At 46.1% G+C, this 26,942-nt stretch carries 25 protein-coding genes; 3 read left to right on the top strand and 22 right to left on the bottom strand.

The features are described 5' to 3' along the window. Positions 1 to 89: 89 nt before the first annotated feature. Both ubiE and ACFW2W_RS27300 read right to left on the bottom strand, forming a co-directional pair. On the bottom strand, positions 90 to 791 hold the full coding sequence (gene ubiE, locus ACFW2W_RS27305) for a bifunctional demethylmenaquinone methyltransferase/2-methoxy-6-polyprenyl-1,4-benzoquinol methylase UbiE (RefSeq protein WP_378185302.1): 702 nt from the start codon (positions 789 to 791) through the stop codon (positions 90 to 92). Positions 792 to 859: 68 nt separating this feature from the next. Then, positions 860 to 1,807 (bottom strand): response regulator, encoded by a 948-nt coding sequence (locus ACFW2W_RS27300; protein WP_378185230.1) that lies wholly within the window; start codon positions 1,805 to 1,807, stop codon positions 860 to 862. 245 nt (positions 1,808 to 2,052) lie between these two features. On the opposite strand from ACFW2W_RS27300, the gene ACFW2W_RS27295 reads away from it, so the two are divergent. Further along, positions 2,053 to 3,153, top strand: a complete 1,101-nt coding sequence (locus ACFW2W_RS27295) for a RuBisCO accumulation factor 1 (protein WP_378185228.1) — start codon at positions 2,053 to 2,055, stop codon at positions 3,151 to 3,153. Between the two features lie 239 nt (positions 3,154 to 3,392). On the opposite strand, the gene ACFW2W_RS27290 is transcribed toward ACFW2W_RS27295, so the two are convergent. From ACFW2W_RS27290 to ACFW2W_RS27280, 3 genes are all read right to left on the bottom strand, one after another. Further along, the gene (locus tag ACFW2W_RS27290; protein ID WP_378185226.1) at positions 3,393 to 3,656 is read right to left on the bottom strand and encodes a hypothetical protein; all 264 of its coding nucleotides are present in this window, start codon (positions 3,654 to 3,656) and stop codon (positions 3,393 to 3,395) included. Positions 3,657 to 3,787: 131 nt separating this feature from the next. Continuing rightward, positions 3,788 to 5,194, bottom strand: a complete 1,407-nt coding sequence (locus ACFW2W_RS27285; RefSeq protein WP_378185224.1) for a pentapeptide repeat-containing protein — start codon at positions 5,192 to 5,194, stop codon at positions 3,788 to 3,790. A gap of 136 nt (positions 5,195 to 5,330) precedes the next feature. Continuing rightward, positions 5,331 to 5,456, bottom strand: a complete 126-nt coding sequence (locus ACFW2W_RS27280; RefSeq protein ID WP_378185222.1) for a hypothetical protein — start codon at positions 5,454 to 5,456, stop codon at positions 5,331 to 5,333. Positions 5,457 to 5,817: 361 nt separating this feature from the next. Here ACFW2W_RS27280 and ACFW2W_RS27275 point away from each other — a divergent pair, with 361 nt between their 5' ends. Next, a complete protein-coding gene (locus ACFW2W_RS27275) occupies positions 5,818 to 6,777 on the top strand; it encodes a glycosyltransferase family 2 protein (protein ID WP_378185220.1) in 960 nt (319 codons plus the stop codon). Between the two features lie 252 nt (positions 6,778 to 7,029). Here ACFW2W_RS27275 and ACFW2W_RS27270 read toward each other — a convergent pair whose 3' ends face one another. Genes ACFW2W_RS27270 through ACFW2W_RS27255 form a run of 4 tightly spaced genes read right to left on the bottom strand, consistent with a single transcriptional unit; the run spans position 7,030 to position 13,757 of the window. Beyond that, positions 7,030 to 9,417, bottom strand: coding sequence for a response regulator (locus ACFW2W_RS27270; RefSeq protein ID WP_378185217.1), 2,388 nt, complete (start codon positions 9,415 to 9,417; stop codon positions 7,030 to 7,032). Between the two features lie 2 nt (positions 9,418 to 9,419). Then, on the bottom strand, positions 9,420 to 11,984 hold the full coding sequence (locus ACFW2W_RS27265) for a response regulator (RefSeq protein WP_378185215.1): 2,565 nt from the start codon (positions 11,982 to 11,984) through the stop codon (positions 9,420 to 9,422). After that, complete coding sequence (locus ACFW2W_RS27260) at positions 11,950 to 12,972, bottom strand: hypothetical protein (protein WP_378185213.1); 1,023 nt, start codon at positions 12,970 to 12,972, stop codon at positions 11,950 to 11,952. The genes ACFW2W_RS27265 and ACFW2W_RS27260 overlap by 35 nt, the downstream gene beginning before the upstream one ends. Then, entirely contained in the window at positions 12,957 to 13,757 is an 801-nt protein-coding gene (locus ACFW2W_RS27255) for an alpha/beta fold hydrolase (protein WP_378185211.1), read from the bottom strand. The genes ACFW2W_RS27260 and ACFW2W_RS27255 overlap by 16 nt, the downstream gene beginning before the upstream one ends. A gap of 405 nt (positions 13,758 to 14,162) precedes the next feature. On the opposite strand from ACFW2W_RS27255, the gene ACFW2W_RS27250 reads away from it, so the two are divergent. Continuing rightward, on the top strand, positions 14,163 to 14,855 hold the full coding sequence (locus tag ACFW2W_RS27250) for a hypothetical protein (protein WP_378185209.1): 693 nt from the start codon (positions 14,163 to 14,165) through the stop codon (positions 14,853 to 14,855). A 49-nt stretch (positions 14,856 to 14,904) separates the two neighbouring features. On the opposite strand, the gene ACFW2W_RS27245 is transcribed toward ACFW2W_RS27250, so the two are convergent. The 13 genes from ACFW2W_RS27245 to ACFW2W_RS27185 form a co-directional block, all read right to left on the bottom strand. Next, on the bottom strand, positions 14,905 to 15,381 hold the full coding sequence (locus ACFW2W_RS27245; protein ID WP_378185207.1) for a hypothetical protein: 477 nt from the start codon (positions 15,379 to 15,381) through the stop codon (positions 14,905 to 14,907). Between the two features lie 37 nt (positions 15,382 to 15,418). Continuing rightward, positions 15,419 to 15,715 (bottom strand): glycosyltransferase family A protein, encoded by a 297-nt coding sequence (locus tag ACFW2W_RS27240; protein ID WP_378185205.1) that lies wholly within the window; start codon positions 15,713 to 15,715, stop codon positions 15,419 to 15,421. Between the two features lie 48 nt (positions 15,716 to 15,763). Then, positions 15,764 to 17,065 carry a glycosyltransferase family 87 protein gene (locus ACFW2W_RS27235; protein ID WP_378185203.1) on the bottom strand — a complete coding sequence of 434 codons (1,302 nt, stop codon included), beginning with the start codon at positions 17,063 to 17,065 and terminating at the stop codon, positions 15,764 to 15,766. 163 nt (positions 17,066 to 17,228) lie between these two features. Continuing rightward, complete coding sequence (locus tag ACFW2W_RS27230) at positions 17,229 to 17,951, bottom strand: SDR family oxidoreductase (protein WP_378185201.1); 723 nt, start codon at positions 17,949 to 17,951, stop codon at positions 17,229 to 17,231. 31 nt (positions 17,952 to 17,982) lie between these two features. Beyond that, positions 17,983 to 19,260 (bottom strand): DUF4910 domain-containing protein, encoded by a 1,278-nt coding sequence (locus ACFW2W_RS27225; protein ID WP_378185299.1) that lies wholly within the window; start codon positions 19,258 to 19,260, stop codon positions 17,983 to 17,985. 344 nt (positions 19,261 to 19,604) lie between these two features. Next, positions 19,605 to 20,546: a hypothetical protein gene (locus ACFW2W_RS27220; RefSeq protein ID WP_378185199.1), complete on the bottom strand. Its 942-nt coding sequence runs from the start codon at positions 20,544 to 20,546 to the stop codon at positions 19,605 to 19,607. Positions 20,547 to 20,641: 95 nt separating this feature from the next. After that, positions 20,642 to 21,190, bottom strand: coding sequence for a dTDP-4-dehydrorhamnose 3,5-epimerase (gene rfbC / locus ACFW2W_RS27215; RefSeq protein ID WP_378185197.1), 549 nt, complete (start codon positions 21,188 to 21,190; stop codon positions 20,642 to 20,644). Next, positions 21,187 to 22,428 carry a methyltransferase domain-containing protein gene (locus ACFW2W_RS27210; protein WP_378185195.1) on the bottom strand — a complete coding sequence of 414 codons (1,242 nt, stop codon included), beginning with the start codon at positions 22,426 to 22,428 and terminating at the stop codon, positions 21,187 to 21,189. The genes rfbC and ACFW2W_RS27210 overlap by 4 nt, the downstream gene beginning before the upstream one ends. Positions 22,429 to 22,431: 3 nt before the next feature. Further along, positions 22,432 to 23,463: an NAD-dependent epimerase/dehydratase family protein gene (locus ACFW2W_RS27205; protein WP_378185193.1), complete on the bottom strand. Its 1,032-nt coding sequence runs from the start codon at positions 23,461 to 23,463 to the stop codon at positions 22,432 to 22,434. 99 nt (positions 23,464 to 23,562) lie between these two features. Beyond that, positions 23,563 to 24,810 (bottom strand): L-2-hydroxyglutarate oxidase, encoded by a 1,248-nt coding sequence (gene lhgO, locus ACFW2W_RS27200; RefSeq protein WP_378185191.1) that lies wholly within the window; start codon positions 24,808 to 24,810, stop codon positions 23,563 to 23,565. Positions 24,811 to 24,862: 52 nt separating this feature from the next. Further along, positions 24,863 to 25,636, bottom strand: coding sequence for a glucose-1-phosphate cytidylyltransferase (gene rfbF, locus ACFW2W_RS27195; RefSeq protein WP_378185189.1), 774 nt, complete (start codon positions 25,634 to 25,636; stop codon positions 24,863 to 24,865). Positions 25,637 to 25,929: 293 nt separating this feature from the next. Continuing rightward, on the bottom strand, positions 25,930 to 26,277 hold the full coding sequence (locus tag ACFW2W_RS27190) for an SMR family transporter (RefSeq protein ID WP_378185187.1): 348 nt from the start codon (positions 26,275 to 26,277) through the stop codon (positions 25,930 to 25,932). Positions 26,278 to 26,326: 49 nt separating this feature from the next. Continuing rightward, on the bottom strand, positions 26,327 to 26,911 hold the full coding sequence (locus ACFW2W_RS27185) for a YqeG family HAD IIIA-type phosphatase (RefSeq protein ID WP_378185185.1): 585 nt from the start codon (positions 26,909 to 26,911) through the stop codon (positions 26,327 to 26,329). Positions 26,912 to 26,942: the final 31 nt, after the last annotated feature.

Raw genomic sequence — 26,942 nt, 5'->3', positions numbered from 1 at the left:
GAAGTTATGAATGTTGAATGTTGAGTGTTGAGTTAGGGTCAATTCATAACTCAAAACTCAAAACTCATCTGCTACCCTCTACTACCATCTTAGGCTTTGGTTACTACCAATACGCCCATGACCCCACCCGCAATCTGATAGTGGATAGCGGCGGTAAATCCCGCTTTCCTGGCTAAATCCATTTGTTCGCTGCCCGTGGGAAATTTATCTAAGCTGGGGCTAATGTAGGCATATTCTTCAGTCAATCCCATTTGGTTGGCGGTTGGGACGACGATGGTATCGAGATACCACTGCTGAAAGCTTCGCATTTGAGGATTGCTGGGACGATGGAAGTCTAGGATAGCGGCTTTGGCACCCGGCTTGAGGACGCGGTGCAATTCCTCAAGACAGCGGGGAATATTGGTGACGTTGCGAAGTCCGTAACCCATTGTGGCGCAGTCGAAATAGTTGTCGGGGAAGGGGAGATTCAGGGCATCTCCTTCTATCCAGGTGATGGGGCATTCCTTTTGGCTGTCCCTATTTTCGCATCGCTGACGAGCGATCGCTAATTGCGCGGGTGAAAAATCTAACCCAAATACCTGACCCTTTTCTCCCACCTGTCGCGCCAGTAGAGTCGCAATGTCACCACTACCACAGCAGACATCTAAGCAAATATCTCCCCGACTCGCATGACTCCACTTCACCGTCATCAGCTTCCATACGCGGTGCTGTCCGAGACTTAAGCGATCGTTAAGCTGGTCGTAAACGGGTGCAATGCGGTCAAAGATGGCTTGGATATGCTCAGAGGTCATGATGTTACAGTTGCTAACGGCTAATGGAAGAATCGCTAATTGGGGAATTACCATTCTTCCATTAACGATTACTGATGAGTGCGGGTCATGGTCAGAACCAGAGCCACCTGCTGGGCGGATAAGTGAATGAATTTCAACTCATCTTCGCGCAGTTTACAGGGTCGTTTCCACTGGAGCGACAGCACCGCCAGCACGTTACCTCGGTAGATGACGGGGATAATCAGATGCGCCTGGAGACCGGAACTTTGGTATTGTCCGATATCTGTGGGAGGAGGATTTCCCGGAGTATTCACCCAAACCTGAAGTTTCCCAGATGCGATCGCATCCTCTACTAGAGGGTCTTTTTCCAGCCAGTTTTCCGTGTCGCCTACGGCATTATAGGTTCCTTTTGCCGCCACCAGCTGATTGCCCTCTACCTGCTGCAAAATACAGCCATCTGCTGAGAAATTATTGCCAAAGGCACTGGCGATTGGTTCCAGGGTTGCTTCCACATTGGGAGACTCCTGAGCCACTTGCACAATCGTTGCCAGCAGTGCCGTTTGTGCTTGAGCGCGATGCAGTTCCTCCGTGCGTTGCTTCAGCAATTCATAGGTGTCTGCTGCCCGCTGGACTACCGCCTTCAATTCGTTGGGGTCCCAAGGCTTGGTGATGTACTTGTAGACTTGTCCTGAATTAATCGCCTCTACCAAATCTTCCACATCGGTAAAACCCGTGAGGATGATTCGTACCGTATCCGGGAACTTGGGCACGGTTCTGCTCAAAAATTCCGTTCCCTTCATTTCTGGCATCCGCTGATCGGAGATAATCACGGCTACTTCCCCTTCTGTCGCCAGCACTTCCAGGGCGTGAATACCGCTTTCGGCTCTCAGCACATTGAAATCTCGTCGAAAAGTGCGGTAGAGCAAGTCTAAATTATCTGGCTCATCGTCTACCACCAACATTTTGGGCTTCTTGGGGCGTTCTAGACTCATTAACTGACGGCTGATACTATCAAGCTCTGGAATAGCATTGTCCATAACGATACAACAAACTCTTGGTCAACTTGTTAATGCAAATTTAGATGCGAAAAACATCTATCTTAAGACCGATTGTTCAGTAGCACTTTCGGAACAAATGACGTAACCAGGAATTCCCGGTTTGCGTCAAACAGACCAGACATCCAAACTAAACTTGCCATGTAAATATATTCGTGACCCGAACGCGATACATTTAAAAACGTTCCTGGTCGCTTGATAGCGATGAAAAGCTTTTTGGGGTCATTATGACTGAAACACCTTCCTCAGACACTCCCGATCGTAGCCTTCAACCAGAGTCAGCGAACGTGAATGTTGAAGATTTACTGTTCTTGCTCCGCCGCAAACAAGGAACCTGGGTTGACTGGGGACAAGCCTGTGCCAAATTGCAAAAAGCCGGTTACAATACCCAAGCGATTTTTGAGGCAACCGGCTTTGAGCCAGTGCATCAGAATCAAGTAATTGTGGGCGCACAGGTATACACATCTCTAGTCAATGGTGGGGCATCGGAAGAAGTGCGATCGCACTATTCTCGCACTGGTAGTGATATTTTATACGAATTGCGGATTCTCACTGAGCCAGAACGGGTAGCAACAGCAGACTTTATCCGATCCAGAAACCTCGACGCCGATGTTGCCCGTGAAGTCGCCAAAGATGTGAAAGAATTGTCCCGGATGCGGACTCTGCCGCAGGGATTTACCGACCATCCTGGAGACGCGGTTGCTTATCAGTATTGGAGACGGGCAAAACAATTAAGTAATGTGCAAGAGCGATCGCGTTTTGTTGCTCGCGGCTTAATGTTTGCTCACAGCCAAACTGCCCGAAATCAGATCGAACAGATGCTAACCGAAGGAGTCGCAGGCGCTACCCCTCGTCGCGCCCCTGCTTTACCCCTGTACCGACTGGACGAGGAAGAACAACTACCTCGCACGATACCAGTCGCCGGTGCCCTGCCCTTGACACCCGCAGACTTACAATTAGTTCCCCCAGTGGAACAAATTGAGCCATTCCGGCTAGTACAGACTTCTTGGAGTGGATCTTGGGTGTCTCTACCCGGTTGGCAAGTCGTCTTGAAAGCACAAGATCCCGTCGTCATTCTCTGCAACAGCAGCCAGTTGCCCAGTCAACATACCAACAACCCGGAAGAAATTCTGGTTCTTATTGATAGGTCTCGACAGGAATGGAATGCCAGCAGCTATTTTGTAGTTGACCAGTCAGGACACCTGCAACTTCACTGGTTCCCCGATGCTCCTACCGTCCCCATCCTGGGACAAATCCTCCTAGTGTTGCGTCCGAAGAAAATTGTCGATGAAGACATGACCAAGGATTTATGGCAAATTGAAGAATAGTCATTCTTTTAGTGGTCATTAGTCATTAGTTATTGATGCTGTTGGTCAAGTCCCGATCTGACCCCTCCCCAACCACGGGAGGGGTTTGAAGATTCCCCTTCCCTCGTAAGGAAGAGGGCTAGGGCGTGTTTTCAAACTACAACTACAAAAGAATGGAGTTAAAGGAATCGAGGTACTGGGGAATGCTGGAATGATTCAGACAGCGCAGTAGTTGAATTTCTTGCTCGCAAGCACAGGACTTACGCAAAGCTTATACACATAGCGTTTTGTAGGGGCAATCCCCTTGTGGGTGCCCCCAGATGTCGCGCAAGTTGCGTAAGTCCTGAAGCATCATCATCAGACCAGCTGGCACCGGATTGGGCAAACTGAAACTGCTTAATCACAACGTGCTGCTGGGTTTTTGTACTCGTTGCCAGATAGGTGACTCGACCCCCGGCGCGGTTTTGTCCTAGCTCTGGCTCTACTTGATAGCCTTGGCTGGAAAAGTCTGCTAAATTCCCCATAATCCTACCTATAGATAGATGTAGGGGGTGAGCTTTTTATAACAGATGGCTGTAAAAGTAGCGGATGCGATCGCTCTATTCTTACTATCAGCGCATCCATACCGCTAGTTGGAAAACCCACTTGCATTGAGCTATCGATGAATCGAGCCATCGGGCATGATGGTATCTGTCAGCTTGGCTCCAGTTATATTGACACCCTCTAAGTTGGCATCTTTGAGGTTCGCACCCCTGAGGTCGGCACCCGTTAGGTCGGCACCCTCCAGGTCAGCGCCTTCTAAATTGGCATCCCTGAGTTTGACACCTCTGAGGTCGGCACTCCCCAAGTACGCATCTTGGAGGTCAGCACCTCTGAGATTGGCACCCCTGAAGTCAACAATGGTTAAATCGGCAACTGCCAGGTAAGCATTCCTGAGGTCGGCACCCGTCAAGTCGGCACCGATGAGGTTGGCACCCCTGAGATAGGCATCCCGAAGGTTGGCACCCGTTAGATAGGCGTTACTCAAATCGGCTCGACCCAAGTTGGCACTGCTTAAGTCGCATCTGTCACAGTGGTTAGTTTCCAACAACTGCCTGACGAGATCCGCTTTGACTAAACTGGGTCTGTCCTTGATCGTGGCAAACCCCAGGGATGTTAGCACTAATCCGGCGGCGAGAATCTTGGTTTTTGTGGGACGGTCTAGAGTTCCGAATGACGTAGCATAGCGGACAATATCAATTGGCACCAGGACGCGGCGGCGAACATCAATCGGCTTGAGTGCTTCTATGGCAGTGACAGCATTGGGATAGCGATTTTTGCAGTTGGGTGCCGTCATTTTTGAGAGCCAGTCCACAAATTGCCGACTCAGATGCGGCACCATTTGCTTAAAATTGATCCGATAAGCTTCATCAACTAAATTGCCAATTTCAGTGGATTTGGTTTGGGTGAGCAAGCAAATCAGCGTTGCACCGAGACTATATAAGTCGGATGCTTGGGTCAGTTGGCGATTGAATACCTGTTCTGGCGGCATAAATCCCAACGTGCCTTTAATGGTGCTGCTGGCGGCGACTTCCCCACTTCCGATGCGAGCCAAGCCAAAATCTACCAGGTAAACTTTCAGTTGTTCATCCACTAAGATATTTTCCGGCTTAATATCTCGATGGATAATCGGAGGATTTTGCTGTTGTAAGTAGACTAAAACTTCTAACAAGGCAACGGCAATTTGCTTAACTTGCTCTGGGGTAAAGTGACGCGATGTAGAGACAGAGGAAGCAGGTTTATATTCTTGAACCAGGCAAAAGCCGCTTGGGGTTTCAAAGGAATCGAGGTAGTGGGGAATGCTGGGTGAGTTCAGCTGCTGTAGCACCTTAATTTCTTGCTCGTAAGCTTGGTAGTCTGACCAGCGGGCACCGGAATGGGCAAACTGAAATTGCTTGATAACGACGCGCTGCTGTGTATTGGTACGGCTTGCTAGGTAAGTGACTCGACCCCCGCAAGGGTTGTGCCCTAGCTCCCTTTCGACTTGATAGCCTAAATCGGAAAAATCTGGGAATTCGCTCATGATGGTTAGGCGGCGATAACCGCTACAAGTATCGCTACGCGGTAAGCGCAGCGTGCTGTAGGCATTTGCATCCCACTATAGCTGCCTAGAAAAGCAGATGATGGGACATCGCTCCGACTAACTGGCGGCAGCGTCTCTAAAGCAATAGAAACTTCTTTCCTTGGCTGAGTTCCCGGACACCTGCCGAGACTATCGTCCGTAAAAACATGGTTGATGCTGTAGAATCGGGTTCCCGATCGCTCGCCTCTTTTGGAAACTTCACTGTATCAAGTGATACAAAAATCCGAGTTTATAATGGTTGCTCTGAATCTTCACGAAAACTTTAAGAAAAGTCTCCGGATTCTACATTATCTTTAACTTAGCTTGATGATTTCTTTAACAAAAATGTTTAAGATAAGTGTTTACACGGAAAAATTTTACCGTCAATTCCTCTATCTACGAACTGATCCTTGTATATATACGTAAGCAAGAAGCAGTTGGTTCATCTTCCTAAGGACTGAAAAAAGTAGAACAACGGATTGACAAACTATAGAATAGGCTCATGGTTTAGACAGAAAACTGCATCGTAGAATAATCGCTGAATATCAAATCGCTTTATAACAACTCAGGAGAGGCGCTGAATAATGAAATTTAGCATCGTAATTACAACTTATAATCGTTTACCGCTACTGCGGCGGGCTATTGAATCGGCGCTAGCGCAAACTTTGCCCTGCGAAGTGGTAGTAGCAGATGACTGTTCCTCGGACGGTACAGAAGAATACGTCCGCAGCTTGGGCGACGAGCGCGTGGTTTATTACCGCAACCCAGTCAATAGCGGTCACTCTGCGACCGTAAATGCTGGGGTTGCCGTGGCAACGGGAGACTGGATCAAACCGCTGGATGATGATGACTATCTGGCACCCAACTGCATCTGGGAAATGGTAAAAGCGATCGCTCAACGTCCCCAAGCAGCGATTTGTTCGTGTCAAGCCGTTCAAGTTGATGTCAACGGTGAAGAAGTTACCCGCACCAAGCCAAGCGGTCCTGGCAAAATATTTTACGTGAAACAAGAGGATATCCACTACGGGATGTTGATGGAAGTGGTTCCTTTTGGTACACCCGTTCAAGTTGCCTTCAAAAAAGATGCCTTTATCAAGTCAGGCGGTTGGGATTCGGCTTTAGATGGCAACTGCGACGACATCGACTCTTGGGTGAAAATTGCCCAATATGGGGATGCTGCATTTGTTAATCAGTATCTTACCTTCCGGACATTATGGCCTGGTGGATGCAATCAGAAGTTTTCACTGCAAAAACGGTTAGAAACAAATATCTTAATCAAGGAAAGAATCTACCCGTTAGTGCATGAAAAATATCGCTCATCTATTCCGAAACTTGAGGAAATCAAGGCGTTTCTCAAGCTGCATTGGAGTTTAGTAGGACTGAAGCAAGGAAAAATCCTAATGGCACTGAAGATGGCATATCCAGCCATGTTTTCACCTGCCGCCTGGAGTTCTTTAGCCAGAGTTACTTATTCCAGAAAAATTAATTCTCAGGCTCCCTCCGTTCCCCAAGAAAATGCCACCTACAGGACGGCTTCTACCTAAACTGTAGCCGGGGTCATGGTACTCCGGCAATGCTAAAAGATGGAACGAAGTTATTGGGAATCCTCAATATCGCATTTTACTTTTGGCACGTTTGTCGTCAGGAAATCATGCAGATGAAGTATGACATCAGTTCAGGACTTATGCAAAGCTTATACATATAGCGTTTTGTAGGGGCAATCCCCCTGTAGTTGCGGTGGCAGATGTGGTGATGTGCGGCGAGTCCTGAGTTGAGCGGCTGCTGTAACTCTTGCATTAGATAATTACCTCATGTAGAGTTTTCAACAACTCTTCTGTAGTGTAGGGTTTTGACAAAAAGGTTTTGACCCCAGCGCGAGCCAGTTCATTCACCCTATCGTTAGATAAGAGTCCGCTAACCGCAATAATTTTAACTTGCGGGTTAATTTTTTGTAGCGTGCGAATCGTTGTTGGTCCGTCCATAGACGGCATCATCATATCGAGGAGTACAACACTAATTTCTTTTTTCTGCTGGGCATACAGTACGACTGCCTCAATCCCATCGCTAGCAGTTAAAACTCTATAACCATAGGTTTCTAGAGATGCTTGAGTCACTTGAGAAATTGAAGCTTCGTCATCAACAACCAGAATCCACTCGCCGTTCCCAGTTAGCAGATTAGATTGATTTTCTATAACTTGCGGTGTTGATTTCCCCTGGACTGCTGGCAAGTAAACCTTAAATTCGGTGCCTTTTCCCACTTCGCTATATACATTCAAAAAACCGCCGTGGCTTTTGATGATGCCAAGCACAGTTGAAAGACCCAGACCCGTACCTTTGCCAATTTCTTTAGTGGTAAAAAATGGCTCAAAGATTCTATCAAGCATCTCAGGAGACATCCCCATTCCAGTATCAGAGACACTAATAAGAACATGGGAACCCACTTTTGCACCTGTGTTCATCCTGGCATAGTTTTCATCAATTACTATATTGTCGGCAGAAATCTTCAACGTCCCGCCATCTGGCATGGCATCACGAGCATTGACGCAAAGATTTATGAGTACCTGATGTAGTTGTGTGGCATCGCCAGAAACAGCCCAAAGTTCTCTCGTCTGGATATCAGTATGAATCTCGATTGATTTAGGAAAAGTTTCATTTGCGATCTTCGCAATTTCAAAAATCAGGTGCCCGACTTGGAGATTTGTCCGTTCGCCTTCCATGCCCCGCGCAAATGAAAGCACTTGTTTAACCAAATCAGCTCCGCGTTTGGCATTGGTTTCGAGGATAGAAAGCAGCTGTTGACTCTGACGATCCTGGATCTTGATTTGCAGAAGTTGAACTGACATCAAAATAGGCGCTAGCACATTGTTTAAATCGTGGGCAATGCCGCTAGCCAGCGTTCCTAAGCTCTCCATGCGCTGAGCGCGGAGAAACTGCCTTTCTAGTTGTTTTTTTTCGGTAATATTTGTGTTGACAATCAGAATTGCTTTTGGGTTTTCCGCCTCATCGCGCACTAGCGTCCAGCGACTTTCAACAATGATTTCCCGACCGGATTTGGTGATTTGATACAACTCCCCATACCACTCTCCTTCCTCGATGAGAGTTTTTTGGGCTGCTTGAAATTTTAGTGAAATTTGCTTATGCAAAAGCTGAGCGGTGTTCTTGCCGAGGGCTTCTTCTTGCTTCCAGCCATAGAGACGTTCCGCACCTTGGTTCCAAAATAAGATTTGATTGTCTAGATTTTGAACCAGAATTGCGTCTGTGGCGATATCCAGTAGGGCAGCTTGTTCGCCAATTTTTTGTTCCGAGTGCTTGCGTTCGGTGATGTCCATGTTGATGCCATTCACACGGATGGCTTTGCCGGTTTGGTCGTAATAAACTTGACCTTTGCTTGCTATCCAATGAACGCTACCATCAGGCCAAATAATGCGGTATTCGATGTCATAGTCCGCCCCTTCTTCCACGGTGCGTACCAAAGCTTGAGTGACTAATTCGAGGTCTTGAGGATGGATTCTGGTGAGAAAGCTTTGATAGGTGCCGTCAAAGGAGCCTGGAGTAAGACCAAAATTCGCTTCCGTAGTCCCACAGAAAACAACTCTGCCGCTTTGGATATTCCAGTCCCAGGTGCCCATGTGGGCAGCTTCTAGGGCTAACCTCAGTCGCTCCTCGCTCAGTTGCGCCCGCTCAGTTTGCTGTCGCAATTCCTCTGTTGCCTGACTAGCTTGGAGGACACGACGCACGCGCTGACGCAGGACAGCCCAGTGAATCGGTTTGGTAATGTAATCGATGGCACCCGCCTCAAATGCTTGATCGACCGATTCTTGATCTTCAAGAGCCGTAATCATCAATACGGGTGTGTTTCGCGATCCTCCTAGGGGGCGATTTTTTTCAGCAGTTCGCGTCGCTGTAGCCGAATCGCCAAACGTCTCTCCATGAGAATCGCCCTCTGGAAGTGTACGCAATAGATGACAGCAGGTAAAGCCATCCATCACTGGCATCATGGCATCCAGCAGCACAATATCTGGGTTTAGCCGCGTGTAGGCGGCTAAACCCTCTTCTCCGTCGCTTGCTTCTGCTACCTGGTATCCGGCTTGTTCCATCGCTCGGCGAAGTTGAAGCCGCATGAATTTGTCGTCATCTACGACGAGGATGAGGGGAGTATGTTGATGAGCGTCGGTGGTGTTCATAGCTAATTTGGCTGGCGTTGAGAGTGCAAATCCGCCTTAACACGTTCATACTCAGCTTCAAGCTGCGGCAATTTGTCTAATGCATTTTGAATATTTCCAGTACGAGCCATGATTTCTAACTCTTTACAGAGTTGGGCGAGGGTTGTGGCACCCAGGGTGGCACTGCTTGACTTGAGCGTGTGAGCGGGGCGTTGCAACTGGGGTGGATTTTCTTGTGCAACTGCGATCGCGATCGCGATCATGAGTTTTGGCGCATCTTCGAGGTAGCAATCGATCATCTCCCCTAAAATCACCTCGGCATCTTCACCGACCATTTTGCGAAATGATTGCAACACTTTGGCATCAATAGGAGGACTGAGGACTGAGGGCTGTAGGCGCTTCGCCTTCCCGAAGGGTGGACTGAGTTGGGGAGTAGGAAGGGAGGGGTGAGTGGATGCATCAATAGGAGGACTGAGGACGGAGGGCTGAGGACTGAGGAGGGAGGGCTGACACTTGCTCAAAGCTTGGATAAGTTCCTCTATGCGGATCGGTTTGCTCAGGTAGTCATCCATGCCTGCATTCAGACATTCTTCCCGATCTCCTTGCATCGCATTCGCTGTCATGGCAATGATGCGGGGACGAGAAGCTGGCGACCATTCCCTAACTATGTGGCGAGTCGCTGTCAATCCATCCATTTCTGGCATTTGCACATCCATTAGCACCACGTCATAGGATTGGCGATGTAGAGCTTCTAGCACTTCTAATCCATTACTGGCGATATCTGCTCGATAGCCCATCTGTGATAGTAAGTACAAGGCTACCTTTTGATTCACCACATTGTCTTCTGCTAACAGAATCCGCAGGGGGAATTGTGCTGCTTGTTGCGGATTTATTGGAGGTGTATCGGTGCGCGAAGGCTTCACCTGGATCGGTCCACCCAGGACATGGCTCAAGACATTATAGAGATGGGATTGTTTAACTGGTTTGGTGAGGAATGCCGCGAATACTGCTAGGACATGATGACTCCTTTCTGGTCTGTCGATGGAGGTCAACACGATTAAGGGTAATTTTTCGTAGTTAGGCAGCTGGCGGATTTTAGCCGCTAAAGTCAGACCATCCATGTGTGGCATCTGCATATCCAGAATGGCGATATCAAACGGTTCCCCTAAGTTCAGCCAGTCGAGGGCTTCAGAACCAGATTCAGCTGCCCAAGTCAGCATTCCCCAAGATTGGGCTTGCAGCGTCAATATTTGGCGATTTGTAGCGTTATCATCTACTATCAGGAGTCGCTTTTCATCTAACTGAGGTTGAGGATTTTGAGAAGCGATCGCAGATACATTGGGAGCTGATGCCGCAACAATGGTGAAATAAAAAGTAGAGCCTACGTCTGGATGAGGGCTGTTAGCTACCGAGAGCGTAGCACGGGATGTAGGCGCTAGCTGCTTTGCCGCCGCAATGCTTTCGCCTTCTTGAAGGGGGGGAGGAAGTGGAGAATGAAATTCATGGTTGCTGCTTGCGCCCGGATCTTTTTTTAGGGTAGGTTCCCAGTCAGAAGGAGGATTTCGGGCGATCGCTCCCATGCTCTCGACCCACATCTGACCGCCCATCATTTCGCTGAGATGATTGCTAATCGCTAGTCCTAACCCGGTTCCCCCATGCTGCCGAGTCGTAGAAGCATCGACCTGACTGAAAGATTTGAACAGGCGATCTATACGGTTTGGGGCAATCCCAATGCCTGTGTCTTTAACAGCAAATTGGATTTGGTAATGGGTAATCGGTAATCGGTTGGTTTGCTGATCACCGATTCCCGATTCTTCATGAGCGATCGCCTCTTTTGCACTTACCGATACAATCACTTCTCCAGCTTGGGTGAACTTGACCGCATTACTGAGCAAATTGACTAAAATTTGGCGCAACCTATTGGCATCTCCCACAATCGCTATTGGGGTTTCTGGATGAATTAAATATGCTAATTCCAGATTTTTTTCGGCTGCTTTGAAAGCTAATAAATCGAGGGCTTCTTCAACACAAACTCGCAGATTAAAAGAATACTTTTCTAACTCCAGCTTGCCTGACTCAATTTTAGAAAGGTCAAGAATGTCGTTGATCAGCGTTAGCAATGCATCGCCACTACTTTGGGTTGTTTCAACAAAATCCCGCTGCTGGGGGGTTAGCTCAGTGTTGAGTAGCAGTCCCGTCATGCCGATAATCGCATTCATCGGGGTGCGGATTTCGTGGCTCATATTGGCGAGGAATTGACTCTTGATGCGAGTTGCTGCTTCAGCAGTTGCTTTTGCCTTTTCCAGTTCCAGATTCGTCTGAGATAATTCTTGAGTACGCTCGACAAGCGCCAATTGCGCGAAATATCGCTCGGTAATATCATCGAATATCCAGAGGCGACCGGGCACGTCGTGTACCCGCGTCGCCGTGCTAGAGATACTCAGCGTTTTTGGCGTGTCGCCTTTGAACACCCAGATCCAGTTGCGAATGACTGCTTGAGGTTGGGAAAAAAACGTTGCTGCCTGCGCCACGATTTCCTGTTGATTATCAGCGCTAGTGCGTAGCAATGCCATCGCCTGAGCCAGCATGGGGGGTTTCTACAGCCCCAGGGGTGAGTCCCAGTTGCTCGGCAGCGGCTTGATTGATCCAGCCTTGTTCGCCACTTTCATCTACAAATACCACTCCCTGATGGATTGTCTCTAACATGGCACCAAAGCGTGCTTGCAGATTCTCCATCCGTAGGGTGGTATCGCAGAACTGTAAAAGGGTGCGTAATTCGGCAAGTAGCGACTCGATAAATTGGCGCAGACGTGAGGAGATGTTTGTCTGGCGATGCCAGATCAGCAAAATTGCACCGCTATGGGGTGCTGGCATCGTGCCTTTACCGGGATACTGAAATGGAAGGATGGCGAGGGATTGAGTACCTTTGGCGAGCAAGACATGAGAAGCACCGGGGGTAGCGGGGTAGTTTGGATAGTAGAGACAGCGATTTTGAGCGATCGCTTCCTCAAACAAGGCGGGTGTCGTCAGTTGATCTGGCAGCGCCTGCTGGGGAATGCACACCAAGGCTTCAGCGGTGACATCATCAAGTTGGCGCAGCGCGATCGCCGCGTCGGCACAAACCGAGTCCCGTAGTAAGATCAGGGCTTGCCGGATCGGTGTATTGGGAGAATTTCTGGTGTCGGCATTGGTAAGAGTACTCAGCACCGATTGAGACGCCAACCGCCACTCGATTCCCCGCAGAAAAGAGCCTACAAGCGTGCCGAACACAGCCACACTACCCAGCTCAAGTGACTGGCGTGTTAGCCGCCAATCGCCATGCAGCAGTCCCAAGAACAGAATGCAAAGCCCTACGGCGGGTGCGACTTGCACCGCTGGTAGGGGCAAAAGCGTACATATTGTCAAGATGACTGGGGCGACGATCTGCATAGGCGTCCATCCATCCAGCACGCCCAGTCCTCCGAAAAAGAGGGTTAGCCCTAGTAGGAAGGGTCTAAATGTCGGTAGTCGGTCAGGAGGACAAAGGAGCAACCGTGACGGTCGAAGATTTAAGTTTAAGTTTAGGCGACGAGACATTGGGCGATCGCATTCGTTACCACGTCGGGGGCGCTGATATGCGGTAAGTGCCCTCTAGCGGCGATATTCATCAGCTTACCTTGAGGAATTTTTTCTGCCATGTACTGACCGACCTGAGGCGGTACGGCAATATCATCGCTTGCCTGTAAAATCACAGTCGGTACATTCAATCGCGGTAACTCATCTCGATGGTCTGACTGGAAAATCACTTTAGCGATCGCTTGCGCGATATCCGGACGGATAGCTGCTAGCGTATTGGCAAACTCGGCTGCCAATTCCGGTTTATCCTGAGTAGCCATTGCGATGGGAGCAAAACCGCTGGCCCAAGCATAATAGTTGGTTGACATGGCTGCATAGAGCGCATCTAGGTCAGACTGCTCGAAGCCACCCACATATCCCACATCGTTGAGATAACGGGGGGACGCATCCAGAAAGATTAGTTGGCTGAAGCAATCAGGCTCGACTAATGCTGCCAATAAACTAACCATCCCGCTGACCGAGTGACCCACCAAGATGCTCTTGGTTAACTTTAACTCGGCACATAAATCCAGCAAATCTTCTGCGTAGCTGTATAAGCTGCTGTAGCGGCGCGGACTATAAGCAGAAAAATCTGACTTTCCCCCCCCTACATGGTCGAACAGTATAATGCGAAAATCAGGTGCGAAGGCTGCTACCTGATGTCGCCAAGCCGTCTGATCCGAGCCGAAACCGTGGGCAAAGATAATTGTCTGGCTGCCATTACCCAGCATCTGGACATTATTACGTTGTATGATGCTAGTTCCCATAGGTAGTTACTCCTTCTCTCCATTGCCTTAATACAAGATAAGAACTGTAACAGAATCTAAATAAAAGACTCACCTCAATGAGGTTATATTTTAGCGTTCCCTAAAAGCCCAGGCAGGTAACAGCAGTCATATAGGAAGTTATGAAATATTTTTTTGGTTTTAGCGCAGGCGAGACGCCTGCTGTGAGATGCCAGCAGTTTATATCTCCGACTTCTTAGAGAAGTTGGGGATCTCGCCTTCAGTTAGGAATGCTATATATATTTTCACCTGTTGTCTGGACTTATTTAGCTAGACTGACTTATACTCGACAAATAACGGATCGGAATCGAAAGAAACGTCCAAATTTTGTAGCGCATGAGACTGTTTTTCTAGCTTTTTCCTAGGATCAAATAAATTTGAATTAAAATGCCAGCTTATCTGATTAAAAAAATCTTACAAGATATCAAAAATCAAATAATAAAAGACCGTTTTGTTCTTATTCTCAATGGTCTGATTCTCCTACTGTTTATTACAATGGCAGTCTATGTCAAACTTGCAGGTAGTTACTACGGCTCAGACTATTTTGCAAGAGTAGGGTTACTAACAGTTTTATTTTCCGAACCACCTTTCCTTAAAGGACAACTCCACGTAGGCTTTTTTACTCAGCTTTCTGAAATATTGTGGTGCATATCATTCGCAATCTGTTTGTTTAGCTTTGGCTTGTTAAAAAGTCTTCACCCTAGGCGCAAAGGTGATTTATTTATCCTATTTTCTGCAATTGGACTGGCAGTTTTGCTAGTTGATGATATATTTCGCTTTACCCTGGAGCTAACCTTATCGGCTGGTGTTCCCAAAGTACTGATGTATTCAATATACGGGATTGCTGCTGTTAGCTATAGTTTTTTATTTTGGCGCAGAATCCGGTCAACACCCTATATTCTGCTACTAATAGCTATTGCTCTGTTTGTAGTTTCAGGGATGACGGACTTATTGGATCTAAAAGGAATAGGAACTCCATTAATTTTAGAAGATGGAACCAAGTTCTTAGGTTTAATAAATATTATTCTCTATTTTTGGTCTGTATGCCAAGGAGAGATAACGCGATCGCGCAGCTATTGACTTCAATCAAAAACTAGCTTTACCAGCCTTGGTCGCAAAATTCAAATGGTTAGTTGATGTTATACAAGCCAAATTCACGACGAATTGATTTCGTTAGAAGTCGATAATTAAAGGCTTCTCTTATCCGAGAACGAATGCTTAACGTGATTCCCACCTTAGCACCAAAAAACGTGTCGAAACCTGCCTGATAAATATTTTCTCCATTTCCAATAATATAAACAGCACCTTCAAAAGGCAATTGCTTGAGTCTTACTCCTTGCTTTATCTCAGTTAATTTATGATAATCAAGATGAATAAGAGAAGTTAGATTGGCATCTTCCATCTTTTCAGGCAAGTCATACAAATTGTACCGAACAATTCGGCAGGTTCCGCACGATCTATTAAAAGCGTATTTTTTGTAATATATGAATCGATTGCCATCCTGATATACATACCCCTTATCCACATACCATCCATTAGATTGTGAATGCTGACTGACAAATTCTGCCAAATGCTTACTTACACAGTCATCGACATCAACAATCATTATATTAAGACGGCTTTAGCTGTTGAGCATACATGAATCACGTCAGCACCTTTTGCAACTTGTCTAGATACTTAAATGCAAAATCTGGATCTTCCCATTTCTTCAAAGCCGCAGTTTTTAAAGCTGGAGCTGGCGGTGGTAAATCTACTTCAATGTAGGTGATGTGAGAATGATTAAACTCAATATGTGGGTTTTTGTGACAAATAACAATCACCCTAAAATCTGGTGAAGTTTGATTGCAGATTGCCTTGATACATCTTTCAAATAACTTAAGAACGCGATCCCAAGAATTTGAGGATTGCTGACTTCTGAGTGGTACAACAAAAACAATCATACTGACACCTTAAGGATTAATGCCACAAAGCATAATCACAAAGCACTGTCACAAAGAACCAACACCACTTTGAGATTGCTGAAAGCGTTTTGAATTATGCCATTGAGCTGCCAACAAGACTCCCAGTAGTAACACACCACCAAAGAAGTAATGGGAGATGAGCAACTTGGATGTAAAAAATGTGAGAGGTTTAAAGTCAACCAGAATCGATGTTACAGGAAAGGATATTAACAGGATGCTCGGTATCATAAGGCTAAACCATAGCCGCTGATTAGGAACTACTAATTTGTTGCCAACATAGAGGGATAAAGGTAGCAGTAGAAATAAATAGTAATGTGTCCAAGAAATAGGACTTGTTACCAGTGCTAAACAAAGAACAATAGAAAATTCCAAGTTTTCTTCTTCTAGTGTGGTGGGTGATTTTGAGCGCCAAAAAACCCAGAAAGTTGTACCAAACAGAAGTGATAATAATGCGTACCGCATCACTTTAAAATCCCAACCTACTTCAAGGGGTAGCCAGTTTTTGAGATTGCCATCGGTCAGCAGGCGAGCTAAAAAACCATCTACTGACTGAACGTTGTAGGCAGCAAGTGGTTTACCAGCAAAAGATTGGATACATTCCCGAAACCAAGTTAAATGTAAATCCACCCCAAATAAAAGTAGAGATGCACCCCCAATTACCAACAGTGCTGCACTAAAACCCGCTACCACTTGCCATCGTCTTCTTAATACGAAATAAACGCCAAAAAGAACTAGAGGGATTTTCATTAGAGCCGCGATCGCTACTAAAATTCCTAGAAAAACCTCACGCTTATTCTGAATACAAAAAAATGCCCCTATCAGCAATAGAAATACAAAATGAGTAGCGTTTCCATATCGAAAGCTGTAATACAAAGGTCCATTTATTGCAAATAGTCCAATTATAGCTATTCGTTTGTCCCCACTAACTTTCGTTAGCTTAACTGTAAAATAGCAAGATGCAACAACAGCTAAAACACTCAAAACAGCAAGTAAATATTGCGCTCTATGTAGAGGAAATGGAGAAAAAGGAGTAAACAAATAGGCAATAATTGGAATGTTGACAAAGCAAATAGTATTATCAGCACAATTTTTGTCATACAAGCTGGATGGATTTTCTATCACTTGACGACCAGCCGGATAATAGGCTTTATTAAAGTCACTAAATAGATTGTGTGGAGCGGAAACATTCCACATAAATAAGATGAACAGCAAGGCAGGCAATCCATAGCCTAACCATAAATTCCATCGCTGCTTTAGAAATTTTTTAGCTAAGATATTTAGCCCAACTGTCACTAAAATAAAACAAATGAAAAAAAAGTAAACTTCCATAAAAATATGCTTCAACTCCTAAAAATGCTATTAAAAATTATGAACCTAAAGACTTACGGATTACAGCTCAAAGCGTGAAAATATCAAGTTTTATGATAGTGCGCTTATTGAGCATCTAGTCATTTTCTGAATGTAGCTTGGAGAATCTAAGCTTCAACTGAATTTAAGTTTTCTTTAAAGGTCTAATATTAATGTCAGTCACTTCGGCGGTTCGGGGCAAACTGAGGGCATTGAGTACCACTGCGGCTACGTCTTCTGGTTGCAGAAGTCGTTCTGGATGATATGTCTTACCTTCTATCTCTTGAACCGATGCTTGCATGGGACTAGCAGTGCGTCCGGGATAGATGCTGAGAACGCGCACGCCATCTGCGTTGACTTCCTCTCGCAGACTGTCAGCGATCGCCTTCAGTGCGTGCTTGGTTGCAGCATATTGTCCCACACCGCCTCTAGCATTCAAACCCACCGTCGAGTTGATGAACGCGATCTGACCCTGACGGAGTGCGATCGCCGGTAACAAGGCTTGTGTCAGCGCATAAGGAGCGCGAACATTGACGCGGTACTGCCAGTCAAAGTCTTCCAGGGAGGCGGTTTTCATGTCCCCTAAGGTGATGACACCAGCACTATGAACGAGCAGATCAACATTTCCTACATCTTGCTCAAGACGAGTTTTTAGCTGCTCAATGTCTTCGTCTAGCGTGAGATCAACTTGATAAAGCAGAACTTTGGATGCAGTGGTGGCAGTTTCGGCGACTGTCTCTAGCGCTTCTAAATTACGTCCCACCAGACAAAGCGTGACTCCTTGCTCTGCCAAACCGAGCGCGATCGCTTTGCCAATCCCGCTACTAGCTCCCGTTACAACTGCAATTTGGTCTTTTAAGGCTGACATTCAATTTTGGTTGCAAGGATTTGGATTAATCTTAGCTGACGGTTGCTGATTTCAAACACTCTTTCAATAAATCATGTTCTACTAAAGCATCTGCTGCTCTTTTAATCTCATCAAATGCTAAACCCGACCTATCGGCAATGTCTAGAAGGGTATGATTGCCATCCGACAAATTTAACACCCACAGGATTGCCATTTCATTAAGTGCCCCCTCTTTCTGCCCGCCAATTCCTTTATAAAGACCCCTTTTCCCCAGTCTCGGCTCGCATTTAGGATTTTGATTTAAGTAAGTCCGATCGCCTTCCAAAACGTGGAAAATTGACAAACATTTAGAGAAGGAGTCAGCCAGATATTCAGGTTGCACAAAATCTAGATTATCTGCCGATGTGTGGTATTCGGGAAACTCACCGTGCTGCGATCGCATAAAACAACCCACAGCCAGATTGAACCCCGGAGAGCAATACTGCCGCTCATCGTAGCCATAGGGGAAGAAATCAATAATTTCATGCTCTTGCCCCGAATGCTTTAAAACGTGAAGGCTGGCTCTATCGATTTCTGCATCACCTTGGCGGCTTCTCTTATAAGTAACTTTGCCTGGATCTCCCACACACGTTACTACCAATCCGTGTTTAATTTTCTGGGCTTGGGCTTCATTTAAACACAGCCAAGTAATGGAACCAATCGTTCCCGGAATAAATAGAAATCGGTAAGAGTATCTCCGAGAAATCGAGCTGAGATGTTTTGCCAAATAGGTACTGAGAGCGATGCCCGATAGATTATCGTCACACAGAGATGGGTGACAAGCATGGCAAGAGATTAAAACTTCGTCTGGGCTTTCTCCTTTGATGTAATACTCGCCGTAAGTCAGGCTTCCTGATTCTAAAGAGGAATCAATGCAGACTTCATATTCGCCATCTTTCAGTTCTAAAAATTGCTTGTGACTCAAACAAAAGCCCCAAGTTTCTTTGTAATAAGAAGTCCGATAAGGAATCCACTCAGGAGTATCTGGTAGGGTAAATAGGTGTTCTTTCAGTTCCTGAAAAGGCATTTTTTTCCGAACCGGCACGCTGTAATTGACAACGTGCAAGTTAGATTTTTGGAAGTCTACGACTCGCTCACCCTGAGAATTTTTGATGTAGGCATCCTTAATATTCCACTCCTTCGGAACCGTCCAGTCGAACACTTCCGTTCCCGTCGGTACCTCGTGAATTTCTAAGGGAATGAGTTCTTGAATAATCTTGAGAGTTTCTCGAAAGCCATTGCCCGTAATACTGCGGCAAATCGGATATAGCTTTGAGATAATCTGGTACATCTCGTTGCCAATATCATTAGGGTTAAGAACTCTCTTCAGATCGGTGAGGTTCACAGCTTTAAGCCTCTTTTACAAAAAGTCAAGGGCAACTTGAACGTCCTTAATAAGTAGGTAGACATAATTAAACTCGCGCATCTGAGGTAGGTTGGGTTGAGGAACGAAACCCAACATTGATATGGGTTTGATGAGGTAACACTTAGTCGCTCTACCCATCCTACAAATAACTATATCCATCTACTTACTAGCTTCAGCACCCGTAAAATTAGTACCAAATTTTGGCAAGTTTTACGGGGTTGCTGACGGCTAGCATCAAATGGAAGTGTTAGTTAAATGCTCGTTAATTCCTAACGAACAGAGTTTAAGACTTCCGCCGGAGGTTGGAACAAAAGCCCCTCCTCACTGGGTGGTGGCTCATTCTCATAGAGGGCAATGATGTCATCAGGAATGCGGGCGAGATCGCTGCCCCGCATGAGTTCTCTGAGTGTAGTTCCTTGAGGAGCGGAGTCGAGATTCGGTGCGCCGCCCTTGGAGATGACATCGTCGAGGTGTACGGTTCTGAAGTCGATGCTAAAGCGCGTGCGTCCGGAGGTGTTGGGCACTGTCCAATGCAGCTGTGCGCCAGAGAAGAGGATGATTCCGCCTGGTTTGGTAACGACTCGGAGCTGCGGATCGAGATCGACGTGTTCTAATGGGCGGGGCTGCTTGCGGGTATCTTTCTTGATATGCTGGGCGGCGTTTTTCCGACCCTCCCGGTTCCACTCATAGTGGTTGTACTCGCTAGAGCCATTATTTATCGGCTGGCTCCAGTAGCGGGGCTGAAATGCCATCGAACTCTCGGATTCATAGTCGTAGAGGGGAAGCCACCAGTTCATCTGGCAGAGGGGAGCCGCGTACCAGGTGTCACGATGCGGGTGCAGCGGATAAGCAACCCCTGCGTTGAGGTAGGTGCCATCACACACGATCCTCATACGCGGAACGTCGAAATAGGTTTTGTTCATCTCGCAGCCAAGATCCTCTAGTAGTTCCCGAATCAGCTGCTTTGACTTGGGGTGATGGATAAATCTAGGCTTGAGTGGAGCGACAATCTCCACAAACTTCTCGACGGGGAGGCTAAATTGTGCCTCTGTTGGATCTAGAGAACCAAACGCTTCTTGGGTGAGTTCGCGAGCTAATTCGCACAACGCGATCGCACTTGGGCGGGGTGAAAAGACGAAAATCTGTCCGTTGAAGAGATGTTTTCGCCTCACCTCATCGTTAACATCAGAATCGAAAAAGATTGTGTTCATGTTGTTTCTTTATGGGTTGCAACGATTCAGGCACTCTACATCGTCCCCACATCAAGCGGGCAGTTTTGTATTTGGTTCATCGATCTAGATAAAAATTATGCCCCGACAAGAACATAAGAGCTGAACAAAGGCCAGGATACATCTTTTTCGGAAATTTCACTGGCTGGTAGGGGCCATTCAATCCCTAGGATAGGGTCGTCATAGTGTAGCCCCCGCTCATACCCTGGTGTGTAGAACTCACTCATCTGATATACCACTTCGGCGTCATCGGTTAGGGTTTGGAAGCCGTGGGCAAACATTTCAGGGATATACAGGGCACGCCGGTTTTCAGCGGTTAGCTCGACGCCAATATGGCACAGATACGTGGGAGATTTAGGACGCATATCGATGATGACATCGTAGATAGCACCACGGGTACAACGAACCAATTTTGTTTCGCTGGCGGGGGTTGCTTGATAATGCATACCTCGCAACGTCCCTTTTTTGTAGTTCACGGATAGGTTGCATTGGGCAACGTTTGGCTTTAATCCGCGCTCGGCAAATTCATTGGCACAGAAAGTCCGAGCGAATAATCCTCGATTATCTTCTCGTTGCTCTATGTCAATAATAAAGGCACCTTTGAGCTTGGTTTCAGTAAAGATCATGGATAAACTTGCACCTCTGGAATTGGGACTACAAACTTGCCTCCCCACTCTCGAATAAATGCCATTTGCTGCATAATTTCCTCTTTGAGGTTCCAAGGCAAAATTAGCAGGTAGTCAGGCTGTCTTTCGCGGATTTCGTCGGGGTTGAGGACGGGGATATGAGTTCCTGGTAGAAAGGTTCCTTGCTTGTGAGGACTGCGATCTACGGTAAAATCGATAAAATCTGTGCGAACTCCACAATAATTTAGGAGGGTGTTTCCTTTGGCTGGGGCACCATAACCGGCGATCGCTTTCCCCTGTTCTTTCGCCTCAATCAAAAAACTCAGTAGCTTGCGCTTGGTTTCTTTGACTTTTTCTCCAAAGGTCAGGTAAGTGTCTATCTTATCTAAGCCAGCTTGGATTTCCTGGGATTTTAACTGATTAACGCGATCGCTCATGGCTGGCTCAGCCGCATTGTCATGCTTGCCGTAAATTCGGAGCGAACCGCCGTGAGTCGGGATTTCTTCGACATCAAATAAGGTCAAACCGTGAGCCGCAAAGATTTTTTCAACGGTTAAGAAGGAAAAGTAGGAAAAATGCTCGTGATAAATCGTGTCAAACTGATTTTGCTGCATCAGCTGTAACAAATGGGGAAATTCCATTGTCAAGATGCCATCTGGCTTCAGGGCTATCTTCATTCCCGCTACAAAATCATTCACATCCGGAACGTGAGCGAGGACGTTGTTGCCCAACAACAGATCGGCTTGTTTCTCCGCTGCTGCCAGTTCCTTAGCAGTTTCAACCCCAAAGAACTTAACTAAGCTGGGAATTCCTTTTTCCTCTGCAACTTTTGCTACATTTGCCGCTGGTTCTATTCCTAAAACGGGGATTCCCTTTTCATGGAAATACTGCAACAGGTAGCCGTCATTACTAGCAATTTCAATGACTTGATGATTTTTGTTAAACCCAAACCTTTCTACCATCAAATCCGTGTAAAGTTTGGCATGACGCAACCAACTTTCTGAGTAAGAAGAAAAGTAAGCGTAGTCACCATCCCCAAAGATATGATCGGGAGATTCAAACTCTTCTAGCTGCACTAAAAGACAACTTTCGCAAACATAGGCATGAAGTGGGTAACTTTTTTCTGCCCGACGCAGCTGTTCTGGCGTTAGGTAGTCATTTGCAATGGGTGACATCCCTAGATCGGCAAAGGTGTGCTGAAGGGATTTGCTACAAAAACGACACTTAGCGATCGCCATGATTTATAACTCCTTACTCCAGAAAAAGTTTTGATCGATTTGTTGGGTGCGAATCAGGTACTCTAGCTGCTTCAAACGAGTGAACCCTCTAAACAAAAAGATGTCTTCAGTCATATCAATTTGCTTGAACAAATCGAATAACTGCTGGGCACCCCGCTGGGCATCCCATTCACACTTAAATCCCGGTAGAGTTTTGTTAATCTTCTCAAAAGAAACTCGATAACTGCGGTTGTCTGAGCCATTTTCTCCAAAGGTTAGCTGACATCCTTGGAAGACTGAGGCAATAATTTCAGCAATTTCTTTGACTCGATAGTTATGAGAAGTGTCCCCTACGTTGAAAATTTGGTTGTGAACAATGTCGCGGGGTGCTTCTAGGGTGCAGATAATTGCCTTACAGATATCAAGGGCGTGAACCAACGGACGCCAAGGAGTTCCGTCGCTGATCATCTTGATTTCTTTCGTTGTCCAAGCTAAGCCCGCCAAGTTATTTAAAACAATATCAAAACGCATTCTGGGAGATGCCCCAAAAGCGGTGGCATTTCGCAGAAAGGTAGGAGAAAAATTGTCATCGGCGAGTGGCTTGACATCTCGTTCTACGAAGGTTTTACATTCTGCATAAGCGGTTTGAGGATTGACGGGAGATTCTTCAGTCACATCATCCTTTGTTGCTACGCCGTAGACGCTGCAAGAAGACATATAAACGAAGCGCCGCACACCCGCTGCCTTAGCTAGATTGGCAAGGCGAACTGAACCTTTATGGTTAATGTCGTAGGTGATATTGGGTGAGAGTTGTCCGGCGGGATCGTTAGAAAGTTCTGCCATGTGAACAATTGCCTCGACACCCTCTAAGTCTTCTGCTGTGATGTGCCGCAAATCTTTGTTGAGGGTTTTGGCAGTTAAATCGGTGGCGTTATACAGCCAACCCACTTTGTAGAAGCCGGTGTCCACCCCAATCACTTCGTGTCCGCGTTTCATCAAAATGGGGGCGAGTAACGAGCCGAGATAGCCTTCTGTTCCTGTTACTAATACTTTCATTTGTTCACTTTTTATACACTAATTTTGTGTTTGAAAGTACCGGGCGAATAGAATTCGCAACTACACAGATAAAGTTCGCCTACGCGGACTAAAAACATATTAATCTTGAAACCCGTGTAGTCGGGTTTTGTTTGTGTAGCCGCGACTTGTAGTCGCCAGGGTTCTTTCCGGAATTTGCTCTACGATTGCTTTGCCAATTTCCAGGGAAGATGTAGCAGCGGGGGAAGGCGCGTTGCAAACGTGGACGGAGTTATTGCCTTTAACAATTAAAAAGTCGTCCACTAACTTGCCATCATTCATCAAAGCTTGAGCGCGAACCCCGGCGTGAGTGGGAATTAGATCGTCCGATTGCACTTCCGGAATCAGCCTTTGCAAGCTACGCACAAAGGCGGCTTTACTGAAGGAACGAATGATTTCCTGAATGCCTTCGTCGGCGTGTTTTGCTGCTAGTTTCCAAAAACCGGGATAAGTCATCACCTCAGCAAAATCACGTAGATTAAAGTCTGTCTTTTTGTAACCTTCCCGCTTGAGGCTGAGAACGGCATTTGGCCCTGCATGAACGCTTCCATCAATCATCCGGGTGAAGTGAACGCCCAAGAAGGGAAAATCTGGATTAGGAACCGGATAAATCAGGGTTTTGACGAGATAGCGTTTTTCTGGCGTGAGTTCGTAGTATTCTCCCCGGAATGGGACAATTTTCGCTTTCGGATCGACGTTTCCTAATTTGGCAACGCGATCGCTATGCAGTCCGGCACAATTGATGACAAAGCGCGTTTCAAACGTGCCGTTATTTGTCTCAAGTACCTGATTCTCACCCGTTCCAACAATTTTCTCAACTTTGGTATTGAGGCGAAGCTCTCCACCTTGTGCTTCAATTAGCTCGGCATATTTTCGAGCCACCTGCTTGTAATCGGCAATCCCAGTTCCGTACACCCGAATTCCGGCTAGACAGGCGACATGAGGTTCAATTTCTTTGACTTCCTCTGCACTAATCTTGCTAGTCTTTAAACCATTTTCCCAGCCGCGTTGATAAAGGCTTTCTAATCGTGACAGCTCTTTTTCCTCAGTTGCCACAATTACTTTGCCGCAGACTTCATGTGCAATGCCATGCTCCCGGCAGAATTCCACCATTGAGCGACTTCCTTCCCGGCAAAATTTCGCTTTGAAACTTCCTGGCTTGTAATAAATGCCAGCGTGAATCACGCCACTATTATTGCCTGTTTGATGATAAGCCCACTGGCTTTCTTTTTCCAGCACTACTATACGGGCAGAGGGATAGCGTTTTCCCAAAGCCATTGCCGTAGAAAGCCCAATAATTCCGCCGCCGATAATTGCAAAATCATACATAAATTTTCTTGCCCCTGAAACTGAAATGGATGAGTGTTACTCCTGAAATTTGTCACCAAACTTTCCAAGGAGCATTCCCACTCTTCCAAAGTTCTTCCAGGTAATTTTTATCTCGTAAAGTATCCATCGGTTGCCAAAATCCAGGATGTCTGTAAGCAGCCAACTGCTCATTTTGAGATAATTTTTTCAGGGGTTCTTGCTCCCAAATTGTGGAGTCATCGTCAATATAATCAATCACTTCCGGCTCTAGAACAAAGTAACCCCCATTAATCCAAGCACCATCCCCTTCCGGCTTTTCCCGAAAAGTGGTAATTTTATGTTGATCGGGTTCTAAAGAAATCGCCCCAAATCGTCCCGGTGGCTGAGTTGCAGTCAATGTTGCCAAACACTTTTGCTCTCGATGAAAGTCTATTAGCTCTTGAATATTGACATTCGCTACGCCATCTCCATAGGTAAAGCAAAAGGTTTGATTCCCAATATGCTCTCTGACTCGCTTCAAGCGTCCTCCGGTCATCGTTTGATCTCCGGTATCTACCAACGTGACTCGCCAGGGTTCGGCATAGCCACAATGCACATTCATTTGGTTAAACCGCATATCAAATGTGACATCAGACATATGTAAGAAGTAGTTGGCAAAATACTCCTTAATTACGTAGCCTTTATAACCACAGCAGATAATGAAATCGTTTATTCCATGAGCTGAGTAAATTTTCATAATATGCCACAGCACGGGTCGTCCACCAATTTCCACCATCGGCTTTGGTTTGATTGTGGTTTCTTCCGTGAGTCGAGTTCCAAGCCCTCCAGCCAGTATCACTGCTTTCATGCGATTACCTCGTTTTTTATGAAAAATAATCTATATCTTTAGATAGATTCATGTATAATTGGGATGTATTATTAATCTGCAAAATCTATTTTCTCTAAGTAAATATTCTAAGCGGAAAATACTGAGATATCTGTAAAGATACGATAAACAAATATAGGAGCTTTATTAAAACTTTAAAAAATTGAGTCTCTAGTAGTTTTAGACTTTAAACTCATAAAAGGGCAAAAAACTCGCAAAATTGACTAATTTTGCGATTAGAGCAGTTACCCAGAGGGCTTCCGATAGAATACTAACTATGTTATTGAAGACAATCTGCCAAAAGCGATCGCGCAAATTCCACTGAGCATCAATCCCACTCCCACCCAATCAACCGGGGAAACTTTCTCTTTGAGAATAACTGCTCCGGCAATCGTCGTTGCCACCACCGTTAAGCCAATCACAACTGGATAAGCAACTGATAAGTTAAACTTGCCCAAAACCAAAATATAGAAAACTGTACTGAGACCGTAAACTAAAATCCCACCCAGCAAGTAAACATTTAAGGGATTTTGACCGGCTCCCAATTTCAAAAATGTTTGTGCGAGAGTATTTAAGCCAACGGTCAGCACGATTAAAAAAGGAAACAAAAGATTAGCTAACATAAACAACTACACTTTCTTGGATATTCAGCTTGCTTAAGCCAGAATCAGCTTAATAAAAAGAATCAAAATCCCAAAGTTCGCGGTCGTTAGGCCACGGCGTTTGGACTCGTTTTCCCAGGAGTTTTTCCCACCATCGAAAGGGATGAGGGAGCGTGGCAACTTGGATGCTAGCACAGCCGCTTAGCCATGCCCCTAACACATCTGTATGGCGGCTATCACCAATAACGACAACTTGTTTTGGTTTCAGCCGCATATATTTGATGGCTTTACGGAAGGCGAAAGGAAAGGGTTTCTTGGCTGGATTTATAGCTGGAATATCTAGACGATGTGACCAAGCCTTTACCCGATACCGGCGCTTGCCATTAGAGAGAATGAAAAATTGAAATCCTTGTAATTTTGCCTGTTCGATCCAAGCTTCGGCACCGGGAGACAAGTAGCGATCGTCTTCAGAAACAATGGTGTTGTCTAAATCGAGAATAACACCTTGTATGCCGCAAAGCTTCAGCCAGTCAAGCTCTATAGATGCCAAGCTGTACTCTTCTCGCGGAAAACTGTAAAGTCCCTCGTTGATAACTGATTTTTTGGATTTCTGTTTAACAGGGCGGGAAAAAAACAGAGCCACTCGGTTTAACATTTGGTCACTTCACTCACAGCCACAACAAGTT

Origin of the sequence: Coleofasciculus sp. H7-2 (genome assembly GCF_042747725.1) — a bacterium.
Lineage (GTDB): Bacteria > Cyanobacteriota > Cyanobacteriia > Cyanobacteriales > FACHB-T130 > FACHB-T130.
Note: the sequence above shows the minus strand (reverse complement) of the source record. Positions and strands in the feature narration are given on the sequence as shown.

Excerpts from the sequence above, each read along its gene's own strand:
- ubiE (WP_378185302.1), bottom strand. The coding sequence starts at position 791 with ATGACCTCTGAGCATATCCAAGCCATCTTTGACCGCATTGCACCCGTT.
- ACFW2W_RS27300 (WP_378185230.1), bottom strand. The coding sequence starts at position 1,807 with ATGGACAATGCTATTCCAGAGCTTGATAGTATCAGCCGTCAGTTAATG.
- ACFW2W_RS27295 (WP_378185228.1), top strand. The coding sequence starts at position 2,053 with ATGACTGAAACACCTTCCTCAGACACTCCCGATCGTAGCCTTCAACCA.
- ACFW2W_RS27290 (WP_378185226.1), bottom strand. The coding sequence starts at position 3,656 with ATGGGGAATTTAGCAGACTTTTCCAGCCAAGGCTATCAAGTAGAGCCA.
- ACFW2W_RS27285 (WP_378185224.1), bottom strand. The coding sequence starts at position 5,194 with ATGAGCGAATTCCCAGATTTTTCCGATTTAGGCTATCAAGTCGAAAGG.
- ACFW2W_RS27275 (WP_378185220.1), top strand. The coding sequence starts at position 5,818 with ATGAAATTTAGCATCGTAATTACAACTTATAATCGTTTACCGCTACTG.
- ACFW2W_RS27270 (WP_378185217.1), bottom strand. The coding sequence starts at position 9,417 with ATGAACACCACCGACGCTCATCAACATACTCCCCTCATCCTCGTCGTA.
- ACFW2W_RS27265 (WP_378185215.1), bottom strand. The coding sequence starts at position 11,984 with ATGCTGGCTCAGGCGATGGCATTGCTACGCACTAGCGCTGATAATCAA.
- ACFW2W_RS27260 (WP_378185213.1), bottom strand. The coding sequence starts at position 12,972 with ATGTCTCGTCGCCTAAACTTAAACTTAAATCTTCGACCGTCACGGTTG.
- ACFW2W_RS27255 (WP_378185211.1), bottom strand. The coding sequence starts at position 13,757 with ATGGGAACTAGCATCATACAACGTAATAATGTCCAGATGCTGGGTAAT.
- ACFW2W_RS27250 (WP_378185209.1), top strand. The coding sequence starts at position 14,163 with ATGCCAGCTTATCTGATTAAAAAAATCTTACAAGATATCAAAAATCAA.
- ACFW2W_RS27245 (WP_378185207.1), bottom strand. The coding sequence starts at position 15,381 with ATGATTGTTGATGTCGATGACTGTGTAAGTAAGCATTTGGCAGAATTT.
- ACFW2W_RS27240 (WP_378185205.1), bottom strand. The coding sequence starts at position 15,715 with ATGATTGTTTTTGTTGTACCACTCAGAAGTCAGCAATCCTCAAATTCT.
- ACFW2W_RS27235 (WP_378185203.1), bottom strand. The coding sequence starts at position 17,065 with ATGGAAGTTTACTTTTTTTTCATTTGTTTTATTTTAGTGACAGTTGGG.
- ACFW2W_RS27230 (WP_378185201.1), bottom strand. The coding sequence starts at position 17,951 with ATGTCAGCCTTAAAAGACCAAATTGCAGTTGTAACGGGAGCTAGTAGC.
- ACFW2W_RS27225 (WP_378185299.1), bottom strand. The coding sequence starts at position 19,260 with ATGTACCAGATTATCTCAAAGCTATATCCGATTTGCCGCAGTATTACG.
- ACFW2W_RS27220 (WP_378185199.1), bottom strand. The coding sequence starts at position 20,546 with ATGAACACAATCTTTTTCGATTCTGATGTTAACGATGAGGTGAGGCGA.
- rfbC (WP_378185197.1), bottom strand. The coding sequence starts at position 21,190 with ATGATCTTTACTGAAACCAAGCTCAAAGGTGCCTTTATTATTGACATA.
- ACFW2W_RS27210 (WP_378185195.1), bottom strand. The coding sequence starts at position 22,428 with ATGGCGATCGCTAAGTGTCGTTTTTGTAGCAAATCCCTTCAGCACACC.
- ACFW2W_RS27205 (WP_378185193.1), bottom strand. The coding sequence starts at position 23,463 with ATGAAAGTATTAGTAACAGGAACAGAAGGCTATCTCGGCTCGTTACTC.
- lhgO (WP_378185191.1), bottom strand. The coding sequence starts at position 24,810 with ATGTATGATTTTGCAATTATCGGCGGCGGAATTATTGGGCTTTCTACG.
- rfbF (WP_378185189.1), bottom strand. The coding sequence starts at position 25,636 with ATGAAAGCAGTGATACTGGCTGGAGGGCTTGGAACTCGACTCACGGAA.
- ACFW2W_RS27190 (WP_378185187.1), bottom strand. The coding sequence starts at position 26,277 with ATGTTAGCTAATCTTTTGTTTCCTTTTTTAATCGTGCTGACCGTTGGC.
- ACFW2W_RS27185 (WP_378185185.1), bottom strand. The coding sequence starts at position 26,911 with ATGTTAAACCGAGTGGCTCTGTTTTTTTCCCGCCCTGTTAAACAGAAA.